The following is a 20,954-nucleotide window of genomic DNA, read 5'->3' as shown; positions in this document are numbered from 1 at the left end:
CCGCAGCGGCCTGCGGGCCTGTTCCCGCACGTGTCTCTCTGTCTCAGCCGGCGAAGACCGTTACAGGCTGATTTTTCGCGGCACTGGCTATCGCTTGCGACACTCCCGCATTGGGCACGGCCTTTGCTTGTCCGTTGGCTGTCCTTGCCGGGAAGGATTTCCGGCCAGTGTCGAAGGGGGAACACGTGATGAGCCTGACCACAGACCGCAAAGAGGGCTCCCCGTCAGGGCCGGCGCTTCCAGGCACGGGAGGAACCGTCGATCCGGTGTTCGCCGAGCGCCGCGGCGAGCGTGGCATCGTGACGATGCTGGCGCTCGGAGGCGGCATCGCGCTGCTGGCAATGGCGGCGCTCGTCATGGACGTCGGCTACATCGTCCTGACCAGAACGCAGTTGCAGAGCATCGCCGACGCCGGCGCGGCCTCCGGCGGTCGCGAGCTCGGCCGCGTCTACGACGAAATGGGGAACAAGGACTACCGCAAGTACACCCTGACCGCCGCCGACAAGGCCCGCATTCTGGCCAACATCAACGAATTCTCCCAGCAGAACTACGCCGCCGGCAAGAGCGTCGACATCGCCGCCGCCGACGTCGTCATCGGCACGTGGAACAAGCAGACCGGCGCCGTCACCGCGACCGACACCGGCGCCGACGCCGTACAGATCCGTGCGCGCCGCGACGAAACCGTCAACGGCGCCGTCTCGACGCTGCTGGCCAGCGTGGTGGGAGTCGACACGTTCAAGGTGTCCGCCTCGGCGGCGGCGGCGGGCGTTGCATCCGTATCGTCCATCCCGGCGGGCAAGGCCGACATTCCGGTAGGAATCTCCAAGGCCTGGTTTACCGCCAAGGACTCCCCCTGCGGAACCGACTCGGCGATCCGCTTCCACCCCACCAACAGCACCATCGGTTGCGCCGGCTGGCACACCTTCAACGATCCCAGCCACAGCGCCAGCACCCTGCGCAAGATCATCGAGGGGCTGGAGGATGGCACCTACACGGCGCCGGCGGTGGTTGCCGGCTCCACGTATTTCAACTTCACCGGCGGAACGGTCTCCTCGGCCTATGACGAGTTCGAGGACCTGTACAAGGCGAAAAGGGACGCGGCCAACAACTGGCGCGTGCTCGTACCGGTCTACGACAGCGACGGCTGCGGCAACCCGAGCGGCTTCACCAAGATCATCGGGTTCGCGCGGGCTCGCATCTACAGCGTCACCAAGCAGCAGATCGACGCCAACGTCGAGTGCGACATCATCGACTTCGGCAGCAGCGAGAACACCACGTACTACGGCATGGCCGTGGCCAAGCCACGTACGATCCAGTAGCGCGAAAGACACGAGGCGCCGGTCACGGCTGAGCGAGCCTAGAGCGCGGGCGTAGCCACGACCCGGCGCAGGACCTCGGTCACCAGCCGGGCGATCTCGTCGACGTCCTGGGCAATGGGCGCCTGACCGGGAGCGGTCTCGGCGTCCTCGCCGCCGCCACCGCCGAGCTCATCGAGGCTGACGAAGTCGGCATCGGCCGTTTCATCCCAGTCCACCAGCGTGTCGGCGGCCTGGCCGCTGTCGGTGACGATCATCGTGGCGCCGTCGAACAGGTCGCGCCGCCGCTCCAGGTCCGGACAGGCGGCGCCGGCGGCGTCGATGCCGTGCGCGCGAAGGGCGGCCTCGCCCGCATCGCTGACGTGGCCCGCGCCCGCACCGATGCCGCCCAGACGGATCTCCAGACGATCGCTCCAGCCGGTGTTGTCGGCTTCACGCCGAAGCAGGCGCTCCAGGGCGATGGTGCGGTCGGGGCTGACCGCGCCCGCGACCAGGACGATTTTTCGTGTTGCCGACACGGCGTGTGCGGCGATGGAGGCGCCGGCTCCGCTTTCGCCGAAGCGAGACGGAGCCGGCGCCCGCAGGTCAGCAGGCCTCGAACAGCGCAGCCATTCCCTGGCCGCCGCCGATGCACATGGTGACGATGCCGTACTTGCCGCCGCGACGGCGCAGCTCGTACAGGATGTGGCCGGTCATGCGCGAGCCCGTCATGCCGTAAGGATGACCGATCGCGATCGAGCCGCCGTTCGGATTGATCTGCTCGTCGCTGATGCCCAGCGTGCGCATGCAGTACAGAAGCTGGCTGGCGAACGCCTCGTTGAGCTCGACGATGTCGATGTCGGAGATCTTCAGGCCGGCGCGCTGCAGCAGCTTCGGCACGGCGAAGACCGGACCGATGCCCATCTCCTCGGGTCGGCAGCCGGCCACGGCAAAGCCGCGATAGATGCCGAGCGGCTCGATGCCGAGCTGCCTGGCGCGATCGCCCGACATGAGGATGGTTGCCGAGGCGCCGTCGCTGAGCTGGCTGGCGTTGCCGGCGGTGACCGTGCCGGTCTGACGGAACGACGGCGGAAGCGAGGCCAGTCCGTCCAGCGTCGTGCTCGGGCGATTGCACTCGTCCTTGTCGACCACCGTCTCGACCATCTCCATGTTGCCGTCGTTGCCCTTCCTGGCGAACCTGGTCGCCATCGGCACGATCTCGTCCTTGAAGATGCCGTTCTGCTGCGCCGCCGCCGTGCGCTGCTGGCTGCGCAGCGCAAACGCGTCCTGGTCCTCGCGCGAGATGTTGTAGCGCTCGGCCACGACCTCGGCCGTCTCGCCCATGCCCATGTAGACGCCGGGCCACATTTCCATGACGCGGCCGCTGACGATGCCGTCCGCGTTCATCTTGCCCTGGCCCATCGTGATCGACTCGACGCCGCCGCCGATGGCGGCATCGGCGCCTTCCTGGATCTGGTGGGCGGCCATCGCGATCGCCTGCAGGCCCGAAGAGCAGAAGCGGTTGACGGTGGTGGCGGCAACGGTCTCGGGCATGCCGGCGCCGAGGGCGGCGATGCGCGCCACGTTCATTCCCTGCGCGCCTTCGGGGAAGCCGCAGCCGAGGATGACGTCCTCGACTTCCTTGGCATCGAGCTGCGGGACCTGCTCGAGCGCGGCCTTGATGACGTGACTGGCCATTTCGTCCGGGCGCGTCGCGTTGAACGACCCGCGGTACGATTTGGCAAGGCCAGTGCGCTTGCTGGCCACGATGACGGCTTCTCGCATGAACGGAACTCCTTCGAACTCGAGAGGCTCGGTCAGAGACGCCTGTCCCTTCACCGGCGGGCGGAGACTACGCGAATTTGCCGGCGCGTCGAAACGCCGCCAGACGGCGCTGGCGCGCGAGCGCGTGCGCCCGTCCGCGCCGCCGTGCCGGCGTGCCAGGCGCCGGCCGTGCGCTGCGTGCTCGCGTCGACGGCCGCGGGGTCAGGTTCCGATGTGCAGGGGAATGACGGCGTCCAGCAGCAGTCCGAGCACGAACAGGCCGCCGGCGAGGCGATTGAGCCGGAATGCCCACGCCACGTACCAGAGCGGCCAGATCGGATATCGCGGCGGTGGGTTGCGCGGCGGCGGCTCGCGAAACGTCTCGAGCGTCTCGCGCAGGCGCGGCAGCGCCAGCAGCGTCAGCAGGCACCAGAGGCCGAGCGCGCCGGTGAGCACCAGCAGCGGGACCACCACGAAGAATGCCACCATCATCTGGCGCGTGGCCCGCAGCGCGCTCTCGCGTCCCATCAGCACGGGCAGGGTTCGGATGCCCTTGGCGCCGTCCGAATCGAGCTTGTCGACGTGCTTGCCGAACAGCACCGTCGTCACCAGCAGCGCGTATGGCACGCTGGCCACCAGCACCCACATCGGAATCTCGCCGGTGGTGACGAAGTAGGTGCCGCCGATCATCAGCGGCCCCCAGACGATGGCCACGCCCGGCTCGCCCAGCCCGTGGTGCTTCAGGCGCACGGGCGGCGCCACGTAGAAGACGCTGATGAACAGGCCCGCCAGCGCGAAGAACACGACCAGCGGGCCGCGCGCGGCGGTCAGATAGGCCAGGATCAGCAGGTCGATGAGGTTGAAGAGAGCGATCGCCGCGATCAGCCCATTCTTGGAGACCAGGCCCGAAAGGATGGGATGGGGCGCGTAGAGCGTGCGCGTGTAGCCTTCGGTATCGACCCCGCCCGACAGGTCGAAGTAGTCGTTGATCATGTTGTTGGCCGCGTGCGCGATGACGAGGCCGACGACGGACAGGAAGAAGAACCACCAGTTGGCATCGGGCGAGTGCGCGGCCAGCAGGCCGCCGATCAGCCCGGAGGTGATGGTCATCGTGAAAACGCTGGCACGCGTGATCAGGAGCCATCGCGAGACGAAATCGAGCCGGCTCTGATCCTTGAGGTTCTGCGTACGGAGGATCTCACCCCAACTGGAAAGCACGGAGGATCTGGCGCTCATGGGCGGCGAGATTCCCAGACGAAGCACTTCCGTGCAAGCGCCGGCGCGCCGCCGATTCCCGTTCGATTACCCGCGGCCGGACCGTTATAGACGAGGCTCATGGCAGAGCCGTTCGTGGTGCTCGTCAGCGGCCGTGGCGCGCTGACCCGGCTTGCCGGCGTGCCCTCTGTGGTCCGTCACGTGGCGGCGGCTCATCGCTTGCGCATGACCCCCGTGGTCGTCGTCCCCGCTTCCCTCCAGGCGCTGCTCGCCGAGATCGCGGGACTGATCGGCACCCGCGCCCAGTGCATCTCCGCACCGCGCTTTGCGGAAGGTCTGCAGCCGGGCGACGAGTCGCGCCTGGCGATGGTCGTCAGCGCCGAGTGGTACCTGTCGCTGGGGGCGCTGCTCGGCGTGCGAGCGCGACGCGAGCGGCGAGTGCTGGCTCGCGTCTGCGAGCGCGGAGCGATCGCCGTGCCACTGGGACGGATTTCTCTCGCCGAGGCGCGCGCCGTGGCCGCGCGCCTGGCGTCCGTGTCGGCCTCGACGGCGCTGGCCGAGCTGCTCGAGCACGACGGAGCGGTGCTGGACCTGAATCCGCGCGACGAGCAGCGACTGAGCGACAACGTCTCGGCCGCGCACGCCGAGTCCAAGCTCGTCGAAACGCTGTTCGGCGCGCCGCGCGGGCTCGGCGCCGTGCGCGTCAAGCGCAGGCTGGCTGCCGGGCTGGCGCGCGTGCTCAGTGCCACGCCGCTGCGACCGGCGCGCCTGGCCACGCTCAAGCTGTTCGCCGGCCTGACCGCCGCCTGGATCCTCGGCGGCACCAGCTACGAGGCCGGCATCGCCGGCGCCCTGCTCTTCCTGGGTTCGCGCGTGCTCGGCGCGGCCGCCGCCGTGATGGCGCGCGCCGGCTTCGCCGACAGCGGATTGCGCGAGAAGCTCGAGCTGGCCGGCGACACGGTCGTCCACATCGCGATGCTCTGGAGCGTCGCGGGCGGGCCGGCCGGCGGCGGCGGCGCGCTCGCGCTAGCCGCCATCGCCACGATCGGCCTGATGATCAGCACCGCGCTGGCCTACATCTACGTGCTGCACGACCTGTGGACCGCGCGCGAGCGCGCCGGCAGCTACGAGCCGTCCAGCGACGAGTTCGTCTCGCGCTTCACCCAGCGCGACGGCATCGCGTACGCCCTGCTGTTCGCGGCGCTCATCGGCCGTCTCGACCTGCTGCTGTGGGGCGCGGCGGTGGCCAGCCATCTCTTTTATCTGCTGTGGCTGCTGGCACGGCAGCGAGCCGCCGCGCGAGCGGTGCTGCGCGACAAGCCGGCCTGAGTGACGGCGTCCGCCACTTCACCCGCGGTGCAGCTTCGCGGCTTGACGCGCCGTTTCGGCGCCACGCCGATCCTGCGGGGCCTCGACCTGACGGTTGCCGCCGGCGAGACGCTGGCGCTGTTCGGCCCCAATGGCGCGGGCAAGACGACGCTTCTGCGCACGCTGGCAGGGCTGCTGCGCGCGAACGAAGGCGAGGCGCGCGTCTTCGGCACCGCGCTGCCGGGCGGCGCGCGGCTGCGCCGCCGGCTCGGTTATCTCGGCCACGAAAGCTCGCTGTACCGCGACCTGAGCCCACACGAGAACCTTCGCTACTACGCCCGGCTCTACGGCATCGAGGATCCGGACCGGCCGCAGGCGATGCTGGCGCGTGTCGGGCTGGAGCGCTTCGCAGACCGCCGCGTCGCGACGTTCTCGCGCGGAATGCTGCAGCGGCTCGGCCTGGCGCGCGCTCTGCTGCACGAGCCCGACCTTCTGCTGCTGGACGAGCCGCTGACCGGCCTCGACCCGAGCGGCGGGGAACTGCTCGCGCAGCTCCTGGCCGAGCAGCGCAGCCGCGGCGCCACGGTGCTGATGGCCACGCACGACCTGGAGCGCGCGCTGGCTTCCGCCACGCGCGCCGTCATCGTCAGCCGCGGCCGCATCGCATGGGACAGCGGACCCGCGCTTCCCGACGTCGCCACGATGGCGCTACGGTATTCGCAGGCAATGGCCGGGACGTGAGGGAGCGATGCTGGCGCTGATCTGGAAGGACATCGTGCTGGAGGCGCGGACACGCGAGACGCTGCCGACGCTGCTCGTGCTGGGCGTGCTGATCCTGGTCGTATTCTATTTTTCGCTGGCGCTGCGGCCGCAGGACATCGAGCGCATGGCTGCCGGCATCCTGTGGATCGGCATCGTCTTCGCCTCCGTGCTGGCGCTGGGCCGCAGCTTCATGATCGAGCGCGACGGCGCATGCATCGAAGGCCTCCTGACCTCGCCGATGGACCGCGGCTCAATCTTCCTCGGCAAGCTGGCGGTCAACGTCATCCTTCTGCTGGCGTTCGAGGCGCTGCTCTTGCCGATGTTCGCGCTGCTGTTCGGCGTCAACCTGCTCGCCAACCTGCCGGGCCTGATTCTGGTGCTGGTGGCCGGCACCGTCGGCCTGGCCGCAACCGGAACGCTGTTCGCGCTTGCCGCGCTCGGCACGCGGGCACGCGAAATGGTGCTGCCGCTGCTGGTGCTGCCGCTTCAGGTGCCGCTGCTGATCGCTGCGGTGCAGGCCACCGAGATGGTGCTCGGCGGCGCTGGCATCCTGACGCTGGGCGCACGCGCCACGCTTCTCGCCGCCTTCGACATCCTGTTCGTGACCTCGGGCTGGCTGCTCTTCGAGTTCGTCCTGCTCGATTAGATACACTCGTCGCGTCCTCCGGCGTCTTCCTGCGTTCGCCGCCGCGACCGCGCGGCCGCCGGCGATCGCGCAGCCGCGGCGGTGCTCGACGCAGATGACGAAACGTACCTGCGCGGTCGCTCCATCGAGTGTGACGCCACAGCCCGCCTCAGGAGCAGGCCGGCCACGCGCAAGAGACGGAGCGGCAGCCGGCTAGACTACTCGTCGTGCCCAATCAAAACTGTGGACGCGCGCCGTGCCGCGCGCAGAGGAACTACGATGGTGGACGCGATACAGAGATGGCTGCTTCGGCTCGCGCCGATTCCGGTGCTGGCGCTGGTCCTGCTGTCGCTGATCGCAATCTTCTTCTGGGTTCCGACCGACGCGGGCCTGGGCCTGAGCCAGCGCATCTTCTACTACCACGTGCCCGCGGCCACCTCGTGCTTCATCGCCTTTGCCGGCGGCGGCATCGGCAGCGCCCTGTATCTGTACACGCGCAGGCCGGTGTGGGACCACGCCGCGCACGCGTTCGTTTCGGTCGGAATGCTGTTCGCCACCATCGTCCTGGTCACCGGCGCGATCTGGGCACGAACGGCGTGGGGAACCTGGTGGACGTGGGACTCGCGTCTGACCACGTTCCTTCTGCTGTGGCTCGTCTACGCCTCCTATCTGCTGCTGCGCACGCTGACCCGCGACAACGAGATGGGCCCGCGCTACGCAGCCGTGCTGTGCATCGTGGGCGCGCTCAACGTGCCGCTGGTGATGCTGGCAACGCGCCTGTTCCGCACGATCCACCCGCAGGTCATCAACAACCCTCAGGGCGGCATCTCCGATCCGCGCATGGTCACGACGCTGATGCTGAGCATGGCCGCCGAGATCGCGCTGATGCTGTGGCTGTGGGCGCTGTGCGTGTCCACGCTGCGGCTGGGCGAGCGCGTGAATCTGCTGAGCGAGGAGTCCTACCGCAGGAGCGTCCCGTCGTGAACACCATTACCGGCTCCGGTGCCCTGCCCTACGTGGGTGCAGCCTATGCCGCCTTCTTCGTCCTCATCTTCCTCTATGCGTGGCGGCTGACCTCGGCTACGCGGCGACTGAGCGAACGCGTCGAGGAGCTGGAGCGCGAGAACAGGTCCGCACCGCGCTGAGATGGCGCTCGCCTCGCGAGCTCGTCCTGTTCCATGTCGCCCACCGACTCCCCTTCCCTTCCGTTCCCGACGCGCGTGCGGCGCTTCACCGCCGTCGCGCGCATGGTCGTAACCATCTATGTCGGATACAAGGCCCGTCAGGCCTGGGGCGCCATCACCGGCGCATCCAGCCGCCCCGACTACTATGATGCCTGGCATACGCGCTCGGCGGAGATGGCGCGCGATACGGCGCTTGGGCTCGAAGGCCTGCTGATCAAGGCGTGCCAGTTCGCCGGCAGCCGCGCCGACATTCTTCCGCCCCAGTTCATCGACATCCTGGCGCAGCTGCAGGACAGGGTGCCGCCGCGGCCGTTCGAGGAGATCCGACCCTGGCTGGAGGCCCAGCTCGGGCGGCCGCTGGAGCAGTGCTACGCGCACATCGAGCCGACGCCGCTGGCATCGGCATCCCTGGCGCAGGTGCATCGCGGAAAGCTGCACGACGGCAGCGACGTCGCGATCAAGATCCAGTATCCGCGGATCGAGCGCGTCATTGCCACCGATCTCGCCAACTTCGCGTTCTTCATCCGGCTGCTGGCCCGGATCGAAAGGACGTTCGACTTTCGCATCCTGCTGGACGAGCTCTACAAGTACATTCCGCTCGAGCTCGATTTCGTCAACGAGGCGGCCAACGCCCGCCGCTTCGGCGCCGACTTCGCGGACGACCCCCAGGTCGTGTTTCCCACGCCCGTGGCCGCCCTGTGCACGCGCACGGTGCTGACGATGAACTATATCGAGGGCGTCAAGATCACCGACCTTGCCGGTCTCGAACGAATCGGCGTCGACAAGCACCATGTCGCCGAGCTGCTGGCGCGCACGTACATCCGGCAGATCCTCGTGCACGGCTTCTTCCACGGCGATCCGCATCCCGGCAATCTGCTGGTGCAGCGAGGCACGGCGGGCCCGGTGCTGGTGATCCTGGATCTGGGGCTCGCCAAGGAATTCACGCCGGCGCTGCGCGACGGGCTGATCCGCCTGACCACCGCGATCATCGCGCAGGATGCAGCCGCCGTCGGCGAAGCGTTCCGGCAACTCGGCTTTCGCACGCGCACGGGCAGCGACGACACCTTCGTCACCATCGGTGAGCTGTTCCTGGGGCAGGCGCTGCGTGCGGGACGGGCCTACGCCGACCTGGCGATGGTCGAGCGCATCAACGACGAGCTGATGCGCGCGCTGCGCGCCAATCCGATCGTGCGCGCCTCCTCCGATCTTCTGCTCGTGCTGCGCGTGATGGGGCTGCTGTCGGGAATCGGAAAGACGCTCGACTCCAAGGTCGATCCGCTGGCGGCGATGATGCCGTTCCTCGGCATGTCGTTCTCGCCGCTGAGGCCGACCAGATAGACAAGGGCGGCGGCATGAACTGCCGCCGCCCTCGTCGTTTGGCGCGTCGTTCGCGCCGGCTTTCATGCGGCCGTCGCGACGCGCCAGCGTGCGTCAGGGCCGCCGCGGTCGACGCGAGGCCGTTGATCCTCAGCGACCGCCGCTGCCAGTGCCGGTGCCGCTGCCAGTGCCGCTGCCAGTGCCGCTACCGGTACCGGTGCCCGTGCCGGTACCAGTGCCGGTACCGCTGCCAGTGCTGCCCGCGCCCGATCCGGCCGGCGGAACGGTGCCGGCCGTGCCGGGAGCCGTGCCGCCCATTCCAGGCGCCGTGCCCGCCTGACCTGGCGTGGTTCCCAAGCGGCCGGGCGCGCTGCCCGCGGCGCCCGGCGCGGCGTCGGCGTTGGTCCCACTGTCGGTGTTGGTTCCCGAGTCGGTGTTCGTACCCGCTCCCATCCTTCCGGCCGCCGAGCCGGCCTTGCCTGACCCGCTGCCGGTCTGCGCCAGCTGCGCTCCGGTCGCGCCATCGTCGAGCCTGGGAGCGTCGGCGTACACGGTGCCCGCTGCAACGATCAGACCTGCGGTGACGGCGACCGTGCGAAAAGAGATCCTGCTCATGACTGCTACCTCCTGGTTGTGGCGAGTTCCCTCGCCGTGAGTCGATCATCAGCGGCCGGCGGCGGCGCCGCCCGCTGCGGTTCCCGCGCCGCCGGGCGCGGCGGTTCCAGCCTCGCCGCTGACGCCGGTGCCGCTCGGCGCGAACACGCGCCTGTTCACATCCGCCTCGACGCCCGCGCCGCCCGCGCCGCCGGTGCCGGCGCGCTCGGCATCGCTGCCGATGCGAGGGCGGAAGGCCTCGGTATCGAGACGGCTTCCTTCCTCGACCTCCGACGCGGGCGCCGCGCCTGCGCCGGTCTCCATGCCCGGGCCGGCGTCGGTACCGACGCCGGCGTCCGTGTTCGTTGCTGCGCCAGTGCCCGTTGCTCCGCGCTCACCGGATGCCGCGGTGCCGGCGACGCCGCCGTCGCCGGTGGCGCCGGTGCCGGGGCCGCCGGTGGCTCGGCCCGGACTGCCGCCCGCGCCCGGGAAATGGCCGGGGACGTGCGGCGAAGTGCCGAGCTGGCCTGGTGCGATCGTGGAAGGTTGCGGGGAAGCGGTCTGGGCGAGCATCTGCGCCGCGTCGCCGCCGGCGCCGGCGCAGGAAGCATGGGCAGCCGGCACGTGGGCCTCGGCTGCGGTCGACATCGCGAAAGCGCCGGCAACGGCGCCCAACCAATGCGTCACTCTCATCGGCGCATCCTCCGGCACAAAGCGGGGGTTCCCTGCACGAGCAGGTCGCCTTGCGCTACGAGAGACGACGCGGGCTTTTCTCGCGCCATTCGACGGCGCGAGAAAATCACGCAGGCGGGAGGGCCCGATGGCGGGTCAACGCGTGTGCGCCCGCACCGACGCCTCGACCAGACGCGCCACGTACTTGCCGAGAACGTCGGTCTCGATGTTCACGCGGTCGCCGACGCGGCGCGCGCCGAGCGTGGTGACCTGGCGCGTGTGAGGAATGACAGCCACGTCGAAACGGTCCGTGCCGCAATGGAAGCAGGTCAGGCTTATTCCGTCGACGGCGACCGACCCCTTCTCGACGAGCATCGGCATGAGCCCTTCGTCGATGGCGAACGTGAAGATCGCCGACTCGCCTTCTTCTCGGATCGCCACGACCGTTCCGGTGCCGTCGACGTGACCGGAGACGATGTGACCGCCGAGACGGTCACCGAGCTTCATCGACCGTTCGATGTTGATGGGTTCGCCTTCTGCCAGCGCGCCGAGCGTGGTGCGGCGCAGCGACTCGGCCGAGACGTCGACGGCGAACTCGCCCGCCGACCATTCCACGACCGTCATGCACGCGCCGCTCAGCGCGATGCTCTCGCCGAGCTGGAAATCGGATGTGGAAAGGTGCGTGGCGATGCGCAGCCTCTGGCCGGCCGCCAGTGGCTGGCGAGCAGCCAGGCGGCCCAGGTCCTCGATGATGCCCGTGAACACGGGCTCAGCCCTTCTGCGACTCCAGCACCGAACGGATCCAGCGCGTCATCCACGCCTCGTCCTTGCGCTTGGACAGCAGCTGATCGAGCTCGCCATGATCCATCCACAGGCCCCGGCAGGTCGGGCATTCGTCCAGGGTGACGCCGTCCTGCTCGCGCAGCACCAGCGCAGTGGCGTCGCGCGGACACAGGCCGCGCGGGGCGTTCTCCTTGGCGAGGCGCTCGCGCAACCGGGCAATCTTTTCCCTCTCCTGCTCGGCGATGAAGCGGTCTTCTTCTGCCTTCTGCTTGTCGCGCAGCTTGTCCCCGAAACGATCCTTCTCGTCCATGGTACTTCCTTATCCTCGCCCGCCGGGGGCCGCCTCTCCTCTATACGTCGCGCCGTTGCTCTGCATCCTGCGCAGATGAGCGCGGAGCACCATCGCCCGTGCGCGACGACGGCGGCTGCTCATCGCCGGTCTTCTCGGCATCCCCTCGCTTGAACTTCTTCTTCGCCCAATCGAGCACCCTGCGGGCCCGCTCGCTCTCCGGGGCCATGATGGAAAGCCCGGCCAGGATGAAGATCCAGCCCTGCAGGATTGGAACGAATCCCGAGATCACGCCGACGAGGACGAGAAGAGACCCGATGCCCAGACGGGCCGCGCGCACGACGGTTCGTTTCAAGTATGGGTCTCCAGAAGGCCGGGAACGAAGCCAGCATCTTAGAAAGAGCGTATGTTCAGGGCCAGCGGTCACGCCCCACGGTTGCTCCGAGGGCCATCATGCTTAGCTTCGCGGCAGGTCGCGGCGCGGATGGATGGCGCGCTGGCGCGGCCGAGAACGAGCACCGGCAAGTGGCCAGTGCGCCTAGCATGGCGCGCACTCACGGCTCGCGCCGGGATGAAGAAGAAGACCGGACGGTATCGACATGGAAAAGAACTACACCGAGAAGACACGCGCGGCCCTTTCGGAGGCCCAGGGGCTGGCGCTCGATCGGAACAACACCACGCTGGAGCCGGAGCACCTGCTGCTGGCTTTGGTCACGCAGAGCGATGGCCTCGTCCCCACCATCATTCGACGGCTCGGCCGTGAGCCGTCGGCGATCAAGGCACGCGTCGAGCAGGCGCTGACGCGGCTGCCCACGTCCTCGGGCGCAGCGTCCGACCTGCACGCCAGCGCGCGCTTCGCCAAGGTCCTGCGCGAAGCGGGACGCGTCATGGAAGGCTTCGGCGACGCCTACGTCAGCGTCGAGCATCTGCTGCTCGCGCTCATCGCGGACAAAGGCGATGCAGGCAAAATCCTGCAGGAGTCGGGCATCAACTCCGTCGAGGTCGAGAAGATCGTGCGCGACCTGCGCCAGGGCTCCAGCGTGCAGTCGGAGAATCCCGAAGCGACGATGGATGCGCTCGAGAAGTACGGCCGCGACCTTACCGCCATGGCATCGGCGGGCAAGCTCGACCCCGTCATCGGCCGCGACGAAGAGATCCGACGCACGATCGAGGTGCTGTCGCGCCGCACCAAGAACAACCCTGTACTGATCGGCGAGCCCGGCGTCGGCAAGACGGCGATCGTCGAAGGGCTGGCGCGCCGGATCGTCGCCGGCGACGTTCCCGAGGGGCTGAAGAATCGCAAGGTGGTCGCGCTCGACATGGGCGCGCTGATCGCCGGCGCCAAGTTCCGCGGCGAATTCGAGGAGCGCCTCAAGGCCGTGCTCAAGGCGGTGGTGGAGGCCGAGGGGCAGATCGTGCTTTTCATCGACGAGCTGCACACTGTCGTCGGCGCTGGCGCCTCCGAGGGCTCGATGGATGCCAGCAACCTGCTCAAGCCGATGCTGGCGCGTGGCGAGCTGCACTGCATCGGCGCCACCACGCTGTCCGAGTATCGCAAGTACGTGGAGAAGGACGCTGCGCTCGAGCGCCGCTTCCAGCCCGTGATCGTGGCGCCGCCATCGGTGGCGGACACGATCTCGATCCTGCGCGGCCTCAAGGAGCGGTACGAGATCCATCACGGCGTGCGCATCAAGGACTCTGCGCTGGTGACGGCTGCGGTGCTGTCGGACCGGTACATCACCGACCGCTTCCTTCCCGACAAGGCGATCGACCTCATGGACGAGGCTGCTGCGCGGCTGCGCACGGAGATGGACTCCCTGCCGGTGGAGCTGGACGAGGTTTCTCGTCGCGTGATGCAGCTGGAGATCGAGCGCGAGGCGCTGCGGCGGGAGACGGATACTGCGTCCAAGCAGCGCCTGGAGAAGCTCGAAAAGGAGATCGCGGAGATCCGCTCCAGGCACGACGAGCTCAAGGCCGAGTGGGACGTGGAGCGCCAGCAGAGCCAGAAGCTCGGCGAGCTCAAGAGCCAGATCGAGGAGGTCCGCAATCAGATCACGCAGGCCGAGCGGGCCTACGACCTGAACAAGGCAGCCGAGCTCAAGTACGGGCGCCTGGTCGAGCTGGAGAAGCAGCTGGCGGAGGCCGAGTCGCGCCTGTCCGGCGAGGGCCGGCGCATGGTGCGCGAGGAAGTCACGGAGGACGACATCGCCGAGGTCGTCTCGCGCTGGACGCGCATTCCGGTGTCCAAGCTGATGGAAGGCGAGGCGGAGCGGCTCATCCACCTGGCCGAGCGGCTGCACGAACGGGTGATCGGTCAGGACGAGGCGGTCCAGGCGGTCGCCGACGCGGTGGTGCGCGCACGCTCGGGCCTGTCGGACCCCAACCGTCCGCTCGGCTCGTTCCTGTTCCTCGGCCCCACCGGCGTCGGCAAGACCGAGCTCGCGCGGGCGCTGGCCGCCGAGCTGTTCGACGACGAGCACGCGATGGTGCGCATCGACATGTCCGAGTACATGGAGAAGCACTCGGTCTCGCGCCTGATCGGCGCGCCGCCGGGATACGTCGGATACGAAGAGGGCGGTCAGCTCACCGAGGCCGTGCGGAGGCGTCCTTACACGGTGGTCCTGCTCGACGAGATCGAGAAGGCGCACCGCGACGTCTTCAACACGCTGCTGCAGGTGCTCGACGACGGGCGCCTGACCGACGGCCAGGGCCGCACCGTGGTGTTCACGAACACCGTGATCCTGATGACCTCGAACATCGGCAGCCAGGAGATCCTCGCCTACCGCGGCGCAGGCGATCCGGAGGTGTACGAGCGCATGAAGGCCGAGGTGCTGGCGCTGTTGCAGCACGAGTTCCGGCCCGAGTTCCTCAACCGCCTCGACGAGATCGTGGTCTTCCACGGGCTGACGCGCGAGGAGCTGCGCAGGATCGTCGACCTGCAGGTGGCACGCCTGCAGGCGCGCCTGGAATCGCGCAACATCCACCTGCGGCTGACCGACGCCGCACGCGACTACATCGCGGAGGTCGGCTACGACCCGACCTTCGGCGCGCGTCCGCTGAAGCGCACGATCCAGCGCGAGATCGAGAACGAGCTCGCCCGCCGGATCGTGGCCGGCGAGATCCGCGACGGCATGGAAGTCGAAGTCGACCGAGGCGACGGCGGCAGGAAGCTCAGCTTCCGCACGACGCTGGCCGAGGCGGCCTAGCGCGGGCACGGCGAAGCGACGTCACACGACGTCGCTTCGCAAGGCGCAAGTGCGCGCGCGCCGAGCCGAGCGCCGGCGACGAGACTGTCCGAGATGCAAGGCGCGCAGCGGGCGCACAGCGTTGGCCGGCCGGCGGCCCGCCGGAGCGAGCGCTCGCTGCGCAACGCCGCAGATCGGGCGCCACCGTCGCCCGCGCGTCAGTGAGGCTTGCCGGTCGCTATGATCCCGCTCCTGCGCGTTCCCGCGCGCAGGTTCATCGCCTCGACGAAGACGCTGAAGCCCATCGCGAAATAGATGTAACCCTTGGGGATGTGTTGATCGAGGCCGTCGGCGACGAGCGCCATGCCGATCAGCAGCAGGAAGCTGAGCGCCAGCATCTTGACGGTCGGGTGCTTTTCGACGAAGTCGCCGATCGGCCGCGCGAAGAACATCATGAAGCCGACGGCCAGCACCACCGCCGTGATCATGACGCCGACGTCCTCGGCCATGCCCACAGCCGTGATCACCGAATCCAGCGAGAAGACGATGTCCAGGATCAGGATCTGCACGATGACGGCAGTGAAGGACGGGACGGGCTTGGCCCCTTCGGCGTGCGGGTCGTCTTCCATGCGGTGATGGATCTCGTAGGTCGACTTGGCCAGGAGGAACAGGCCGCCGCCGATGAGGATCAGATCGCGTCCGGAGATCTCGTTGCCGAAGACCGTGAACAGCGGCGCCGACAGCCGGATCACCCAGCTCAGCGCCATCAGCAGGACGATTCGCATCAGCATGGCCAGCGCCAGCCCGGTCGTGCGGGCGCGCGCTCGCTCTTCGGCGCGCAGCTTTCCCGACAAGATCGAGATGAACACGATGTTGTCGATGCCAAGAACGATCTCGAGAACGGTCAGGGTGACGAGCGCGATCCAGGCCTCTGGGTTCTGCAGCCATTCCATGAATGCGAAGACCTCCGGTATGCGATGGTGGATCGTTGCCTACCATGGGTGATCGTGGCGCGACACTCCGACCTCCGGCGCCGTGCTTCTGTTGCGCCACCCCCGGCGCGACCGCACCGGCGGCCGGCGCGCTGCGCCCGTTTTGCGTGCGAAACCGCGGCACCACCGCACGATCACCATGCATACGCGCCGCAACGGCGGCCGCGCCTGGGTGAATGCCTTGCTGCCAGCGCCGGAGCACGCCCATATTTGCCGGCGACACGAGCAGCGCTCCGGGCTTTCCCGATGCTTCACCAGCGCGCGGCGCATGAGGGTGCAATCCCATCGGGAGCGATGACGAGCGTGGCTCGAACTGAAACGGGACGACGAAGGAGAAGCAGTATGAAGAAGCCAATTCTTGGTGTCGTTGGTGCAATGGCTCTGATCGCTGCGACTGCCGCTCCCGGCGTGGCAGCCGTCAACTGCGGCCTCATCAAGAAAGACCTGGACATGGGCCGCAAGGTCGAGGACATCGCGGAGCGAATGGCCGTTTCCGTCGACGAGGTGAAGAAGTGCCAGCAGCAGCAGGGCGGTGCCGTCGGCGGTCAGGCCGGCGGACATGCGCCCGGCACACCGGAGAATCGGCCGGTGACCGCACCCGCTTCCGGCGGCGCTGCTCCCAAAGGGCGGTAGGGCCGTCCCGATTCAAGAACGAAAAGGCCGGCGCGAGTAATCGCCCCGGCCTTTTCTTTTTCTCGCGCGTTCGCACGCGTTGCCGCGGGCAGAGCGGCTGGTTCAGCGCTGCCGCCAGTTCGGTGTCCGCTTGGCAAGAAACGCATCGATGCCCTCTCCGGCATCCTCCATCATCATGTTGCAGGCCATGGCGTCCGCCGCCAGCGCGTAAGCGTCGTCCATTCCGCACTCGATCTGGCGATAGAACCGCTCCTTTCCCAGCCGCACCACCGCGGCGCTGTAGCTGGCGATGGTCGCTGCCAGCGACGCCACCGCATCATCGAGCTTTTCCGGCGCCACCGCCCGGTTGATCAGCCCCCAGCGCTCGGCCGTCGGCGCATCGATCGGATCGCCCGTCAGCAGCAGTTCCATCGCATGCTTGCGTGACACGTTGCGGCTGACGCCGACGCCGGGCGTCGTGCAGAACAGACCACTCTTGATCCCGGGCAGAGCGAAGCGGGCTTCCGTCGATGCGACGGCGAGGTCGCACATCGACACCAGCTGACAGCCGGCGGCGACCGCCACGCCTTGCACCCGAGCGATCACCGGCTGCGGCAATCGCACCAGGCTCATCATCATCGCGTTGCAGCGCGCGAACAGGGCCTGCTGCCAGGCCTGGTCGGGGTGCGCGATCATCTCGCGCAGATCGTGTCCCGCGCAGAAATGCTTGCCCGCCGCCGCCAGCACCACCACCCGCACCGACGCATCCTCGCGCAGACAATCGAGCTCCGTCTGCAACGCCTCCAGCATCGCGCTCGACAATGGATTGAGCTTGTCGCCGCGGTTCAGCGTCAGCCGGACGACGCCGCCGCGATCCTCCCGAAGAACGAACGGTTCATCCATGCCCACCTTCGTAACGAGCGAGCGCCCCAGGATCCACGCCCGCCCGCGGCCGCCGCGCTCGGCTGCGGCCGCCAGCCTTTAGGGCATGATCCCCCCGCACTGACAGCCCGACAGGCCCTGCACGCACGCCTCTCCCGGCCCGCAGACGCCCACGCACAGCGGCGGCGTGGCCTGGGCGCAGTCCGCCACCGGCAGCGTCGTCGGCACATCCGGCAGCGTCGTGGTCAGCGGCGGCAGCGTCGTACCGCCCTGGATCGTCGTGGTCGTGGACTCGTTGCAGTTGTCGCCGCTCGGGAACTGGTAGGCTTTGGTCGGATCGTTCTGGCATCGGACGTCCACGTCGAAGTCCAGACGGAACACACCGGGGCCGGGCAGGCCGCCGGAGGAGTTCACGGCCGGGCTCGTCGTGGGCGGGATGCAGAAGATCGATGCCTTGACCGGCTCCTCGATGTCCGGGTCGCCGGTGGTCTCGATCGGATAGTTGTAGCAGCGGCGCAGATCCTGGACCGTGCACTGCCCCGCTCCCAGGGCCTGGCAGTCCAGGTCGCTCACGCAGCTGAGGAAACCGCGGCCGTCGGGATGGGTCACGCCGTCACAGAAGTTGTCGATGGGGCCCTGCGTGCAGCGATCGTCCTCGCCGCATTCGAAATCCGTGCACTCGTTGGGCTGGACGCCCGCGCCACCTCCGGCCGTGCAGGTTCCTGCGTCGAATTCCTCGCAGTCGGCGTTGGTGGCGCAGCCGACCCTGTTGTTGCCCGAGCAGACGCGGCACGCGCACAGCGCATCGTCCGGCGTATCGCACGGGAGGTTCGCCGCCAGCGCTTGCGGGCCCGTCGAGAACTTCAGGTCGAGCAGCAGCCCGCTGCCGCTGATGTTGCTGAGGCTCGGCGGCGGGCAGTCGAAGCTGGTCGGTCCGAACGTGAGGTGGTCGCCGTTGACGTCGCAGCTCATGCCGTCCTGCAGGCCGCCCTCGCAGGTGCCGCCGCGAACGCCGTCATTGGCCGTTTCGTCGCCTGCGCACAGCGGGCAGGGATTGAACACGTCGGCGCCGAGATGGACCACCGAGGCGAGCTTGGTGCGCTCGTACCATTCGCCGGTACGCAGGTTCATCGTCCCGCTGTAGTCCTCGATGATCTCGTTGGTCACGCACACCGGCGTTCCGCCGGCGGAGATGGCCAGCGGGGAGCCGAAGTAGCAGTTGCACGAGGAGTCGACGACGCCGCAGTTGTCGGGATCGGGCCCGTTGATGACGGTGCAGGTGGTCTGCGGCGAGGAAGCGCAGCGACAGTTCGACACGGTCTGCCCTTCCTGCACGTTGAGCGAGACCTGGCAGTTCTCGCACTCCTGGTCGCAGACGACGTCGACGACGTCGCGGCTGCCGCCGGGGATGTCGACGTCGTGCGCCGTGCCGGTCCAGCCGGTGCTGAGGCTGGTCTGGCTGCCCTCGTACTTCGCGTGGAAGACGCGTTCGATCGTTGCCGGCGCGCAGGCGCCGGTGGCCGCCTCGCAGACGCACGCCGTCCCGTCGACGCCGCAGAACGTGCCGTCGCCGCACGCGCCGTTGCACAGCGGGAACGTATCGGCGCATTGCGCCTCCGGCATCGTCGTGGTGGTCGGGCCCGTCAGGGTCGTCGTGGTCGGCCCGACGGTGGTGGTCGGGCCCGTCAGCGTCGTCGTCGTCGGTCCCACGGTGGTGGTGGGGCCGGTGATCGTCGTGGTGGTGGCGCCGAGCGTGGTCGTCGGGCCGGAGATCGTCGTGGTCGTCGTGGGCGCCAGCGTCGTGGTCGGCGGCGCCTCCGTGGTCGTCGTCGTTGCGCCGGGCAGCTCGTAGGCGTTCTCGATCAGATCGGCGCCGGTTTCGTCGGCGGCGGCGACGACGCACTGCTGCAGCTCGGCCGTGGTATCGCCGCACGAGTCGAGCGTGGCCAGCTCGGCCTGCGACAGCGTACAGTGGGTGGCGATGGAGTTGCTGACCGCGGTGCGCGCCTGCGCGATGCGGCCGTTCGGGTCGGCGCCCTCGCAGCCGTAGTCGAGACCGCCGCCCGCCTGGTCGAGATTGCGCTGACAAAGACGCCGCTCGTGCATGTAGCGCTTGACGATGCGCTTGACGCCTTCGGAGATCGCCGTCTGACACTGCAGCGCCGCTTCGCTGAGCGGGCTTGCCGGATCGCCGGCCGTCTCCTCGGACAAATCACCGACCTCGGCGTCGGTCAGCGCCATCAGGCACTGCGCCACCTCGGTGAAGGAGTCGATTCCCGTCGAGGCGCCGCCGTCATCGGCGCTCTGGGCAGGCGCGGGACAACTCGGGTAGCGCGACAGGAGCCCGGGCGTCTGCGAGCAGGGGCTGCCTGCTCCGCCGATGCGGTCGAGCACGAGCGTTCGGTACTCGGGCAGCTTGTTGCGCGTGTCCGCCTGCGACAGATCGCTGCAATCGATGCTGAGGGGGATACGCCCGGCGCTGCGCCGGCGGTGGCATTTCTTGGTGACGCGAAGCGCGGCCCGCGTGTATGTGGCCATGCTCTTGGCGATGACCAGTCGGCACTCGGTCTCGGCGTCGGTCAGTGCCTGGGCCGGCAGGGGAAGGAACAGGCAGACGAGCGCCAACGCGGCGGCTCTCATCGTGGCGCTTCGGAACGTCAGCATCTGGGTCTCTCCTTCGTTCAGCGCACGCGCAGCGCGGAAACGCTGCAGGTCGTCAGGAATCACTGTTCTCTCCATGGCTACGCCGCATAGGGCGACCTCAGCAAGACGGTTTGACCCGAAGGCGGTCGCGCAATGCGGCGGCGTCCCTCCAAAGAGGCCGCCCCAGACTCGATGCGTGCGAAACCCGCCTCGAACGGGTCAGGCAGCCCGTCCCGCGAATGTTCGCGGCAAACGGGACGTTACGAATAATCCGGCGCCGGAGGCAGTCGCCGTTTCAGACGCGACGCGCCCCTTCGGCGCGAATGCGCAAGGAGACCTCATGAGCGAGCAACGACAGCCGCCCACCGACCGACCCGATCCCTCAAAAACCGGCCACCGCTCGGGACAGGAGTACGAGTACGGCGAGACACCGGAGACCGGTCTCGGTGGCGGCGGGGTCGGCGCCGATCCGAGCAAGCAGAACGCACGCCACTCCACCGACAGCCCGGCTCAGCAGGCCGGTGAGATCGCCGGCGGCTCCACGCAGCAGGTCGGCGGCTCCAGCGAGAACGCCGGCTTCGCTCGCGACCGGGAAGCGCACGCGCAGCTGGATGACGACAACCCGTCCGCCAAGGCCAGCCGGCGCAGCCAGCACGATGACCCACACGAATCGCGCCAGGACGTGACCGGCGCGCATGGCGTTTCCGAAGAGAAGGTGTTCGATCGTTAGCTTACGGCCATCGGCCAGGCGACTTTATCTTGACGCTGCGTGACCGCGGACGTACGACGGCTGCCGCGCCGCTCGGGGCACGGCCGCGCAGTGCGGCCGCGC

The 20,954-nt window shown here is 68.6% G+C and carries 21 protein-coding genes; 10 read left to right on the top strand and 11 right to left on the bottom strand.

The window, feature by feature from the left end:
* Positions 1 to 188 precede the first annotated feature (188 nt).
* Positions 189 to 1,319: a pilus assembly protein TadG-related protein gene (locus tag VEC57_04840; GenBank protein HYB98443.1), complete on the top strand. Its 1,131-nt coding sequence runs from the start codon at positions 189 to 191 to the stop codon at positions 1,317 to 1,319.
* A 38-nt stretch (positions 1,320 to 1,357) separates the two neighbouring features.
* Here VEC57_04840 and VEC57_04835 read toward each other — a convergent pair whose 3' ends face one another.
* From VEC57_04835 to VEC57_04825, 3 genes are all read right to left on the bottom strand, one after another.
* A complete protein-coding gene (locus VEC57_04835; GenBank protein HYB98442.1) occupies positions 1,358 to 1,834 on the bottom strand; it encodes a hypothetical protein in 477 nt (158 codons plus the stop codon).
* Positions 1,835 to 1,901: 67 nt separating this feature from the next.
* The gene (locus tag VEC57_04830) at positions 1,902 to 3,080 is read right to left on the bottom strand and encodes a thiolase family protein (GenBank protein ID HYB98441.1); all 1,179 of its coding nucleotides are present in this window, start codon (positions 3,078 to 3,080) and stop codon (positions 1,902 to 1,904) included.
* A 201-nt stretch (positions 3,081 to 3,281) separates the two neighbouring features.
* Positions 3,282 to 4,295, bottom strand: coding sequence for a prenyltransferase (locus VEC57_04825; protein ID HYB98440.1), 1,014 nt, complete (start codon positions 4,293 to 4,295; stop codon positions 3,282 to 3,284).
* Between the two features lie 99 nt (positions 4,296 to 4,394).
* Here VEC57_04825 and VEC57_04820 point away from each other — a divergent pair, with 99 nt between their 5' ends.
* From VEC57_04820 to VEC57_04795, 6 genes are all read left to right on the top strand, one after another.
* Positions 4,395 to 5,603, top strand: a complete 1,209-nt coding sequence (locus VEC57_04820) for a hypothetical protein (GenBank protein ID HYB98439.1) — start codon at positions 4,395 to 4,397, stop codon at positions 5,601 to 5,603.
* Positions 5,604 to 6,323 (top strand): heme ABC exporter ATP-binding protein CcmA, encoded by a 720-nt coding sequence (gene ccmA, locus VEC57_04815; protein HYB98438.1) that lies wholly within the window; start codon positions 5,604 to 5,606, stop codon positions 6,321 to 6,323.
* A 7-nt stretch (positions 6,324 to 6,330) separates the two neighbouring features.
* Entirely contained in the window at positions 6,331 to 6,990 is a 660-nt protein-coding gene (locus VEC57_04810) for a heme exporter protein CcmB (protein HYB98437.1), read from the top strand.
* A 258-nt stretch (positions 6,991 to 7,248) separates the two neighbouring features.
* A complete protein-coding gene (ccsA, locus tag VEC57_04805) occupies positions 7,249 to 7,953 on the top strand; it encodes a cytochrome c biogenesis protein CcsA (GenBank protein HYB98436.1) in 705 nt (234 codons plus the stop codon).
* On the top strand, positions 7,950 to 8,114 hold the full coding sequence (locus VEC57_04800) for a CcmD family protein (protein ID HYB98435.1): 165 nt from the start codon (positions 7,950 to 7,952) through the stop codon (positions 8,112 to 8,114). Before ccsA ends, VEC57_04800 begins: the two co-directional genes overlap by 4 nt.
* Positions 8,115 to 8,147: 33 nt before the next feature.
* The gene (locus tag VEC57_04795) at positions 8,148 to 9,491 is read left to right on the top strand and encodes an AarF/ABC1/UbiB kinase family protein (GenBank protein ID HYB98434.1); all 1,344 of its coding nucleotides are present in this window, start codon (positions 8,148 to 8,150) and stop codon (positions 9,489 to 9,491) included.
* A gap of 129 nt (positions 9,492 to 9,620) precedes the next feature.
* Here VEC57_04795 and VEC57_04790 read toward each other — a convergent pair whose 3' ends face one another.
* From VEC57_04790 to VEC57_04770, 5 genes are all read right to left on the bottom strand, one after another.
* Positions 9,621 to 10,085 carry a hypothetical protein gene (locus tag VEC57_04790; GenBank protein ID HYB98433.1) on the bottom strand — a complete coding sequence of 155 codons (465 nt, stop codon included), beginning with the start codon at positions 10,083 to 10,085 and terminating at the stop codon, positions 9,621 to 9,623.
* Between the two features lie 48 nt (positions 10,086 to 10,133).
* Complete coding sequence (locus VEC57_04785; GenBank protein ID HYB98432.1) at positions 10,134 to 10,757, bottom strand: hypothetical protein; 624 nt, start codon at positions 10,755 to 10,757, stop codon at positions 10,134 to 10,136.
* 135 nt (positions 10,758 to 10,892) lie between these two features.
* Positions 10,893 to 11,501: a riboflavin synthase gene (locus tag VEC57_04780; protein HYB98431.1), complete on the bottom strand. Its 609-nt coding sequence runs from the start codon at positions 11,499 to 11,501 to the stop codon at positions 10,893 to 10,895.
* Between the two features lie 4 nt (positions 11,502 to 11,505).
* Positions 11,506 to 11,829 (bottom strand): zf-TFIIB domain-containing protein, encoded by a 324-nt coding sequence (locus VEC57_04775; protein HYB98430.1) that lies wholly within the window; start codon positions 11,827 to 11,829, stop codon positions 11,506 to 11,508.
* Positions 11,830 to 11,869: 40 nt separating this feature from the next.
* Positions 11,870 to 12,163 (bottom strand): PGPGW domain-containing protein, encoded by a 294-nt coding sequence (locus tag VEC57_04770; GenBank protein ID HYB98429.1) that lies wholly within the window; start codon positions 12,161 to 12,163, stop codon positions 11,870 to 11,872.
* A gap of 244 nt (positions 12,164 to 12,407) precedes the next feature.
* Here VEC57_04770 and clpB point away from each other — a divergent pair, with 244 nt between their 5' ends.
* Entirely contained in the window at positions 12,408 to 15,014 is a 2,607-nt protein-coding gene (gene clpB, locus VEC57_04765; protein HYB98428.1) for an ATP-dependent chaperone ClpB, read from the top strand.
* Between the two features lie 197 nt (positions 15,015 to 15,211).
* Here clpB and VEC57_04760 read toward each other — a convergent pair whose 3' ends face one another.
* On the bottom strand, positions 15,212 to 15,946 hold the full coding sequence (locus VEC57_04760) for a TerC family protein (GenBank protein ID HYB98427.1): 735 nt from the start codon (positions 15,944 to 15,946) through the stop codon (positions 15,212 to 15,214).
* A gap of 381 nt (positions 15,947 to 16,327) precedes the next feature.
* Here VEC57_04760 and VEC57_04755 point away from each other — a divergent pair, with 381 nt between their 5' ends.
* Positions 16,328 to 16,618 carry a hypothetical protein gene (locus tag VEC57_04755; protein HYB98426.1) on the top strand — a complete coding sequence of 97 codons (291 nt, stop codon included), beginning with the start codon at positions 16,328 to 16,330 and terminating at the stop codon, positions 16,616 to 16,618.
* A 102-nt stretch (positions 16,619 to 16,720) separates the two neighbouring features.
* Here VEC57_04755 and VEC57_04750 read toward each other — a convergent pair whose 3' ends face one another.
* Complete coding sequence (locus VEC57_04750) at positions 16,721 to 17,500, bottom strand: enoyl-CoA hydratase (GenBank protein HYB98425.1); 780 nt, start codon at positions 17,498 to 17,500, stop codon at positions 16,721 to 16,723.
* A gap of 78 nt (positions 17,501 to 17,578) precedes the next feature.
* Positions 17,579 to 20,206: a hypothetical protein gene (locus VEC57_04745; protein HYB98424.1), complete on the bottom strand. Its 2,628-nt coding sequence runs from the start codon at positions 20,204 to 20,206 to the stop codon at positions 17,579 to 17,581.
* A gap of 256 nt (positions 20,207 to 20,462) precedes the next feature.
* On the opposite strand from VEC57_04745, the gene VEC57_04740 reads away from it, so the two are divergent.
* Positions 20,463 to 20,852, top strand: coding sequence for a hypothetical protein (locus VEC57_04740; protein ID HYB98423.1), 390 nt, complete (start codon positions 20,463 to 20,465; stop codon positions 20,850 to 20,852).
* Positions 20,853 to 20,954: the final 102 nt, after the last annotated feature.

It is taken from the genome of Candidatus Limnocylindrales bacterium (genome assembly GCA_035626395.1).
GTDB lineage: Bacteria > Desulfobacterota > Binatia > UBA1149 > CAITLU01 > DASPNH01.
The sequence above is the reverse complement of the archived record's forward strand: the minus strand, read 5'-3'. Positions and strand labels throughout refer to the sequence as shown.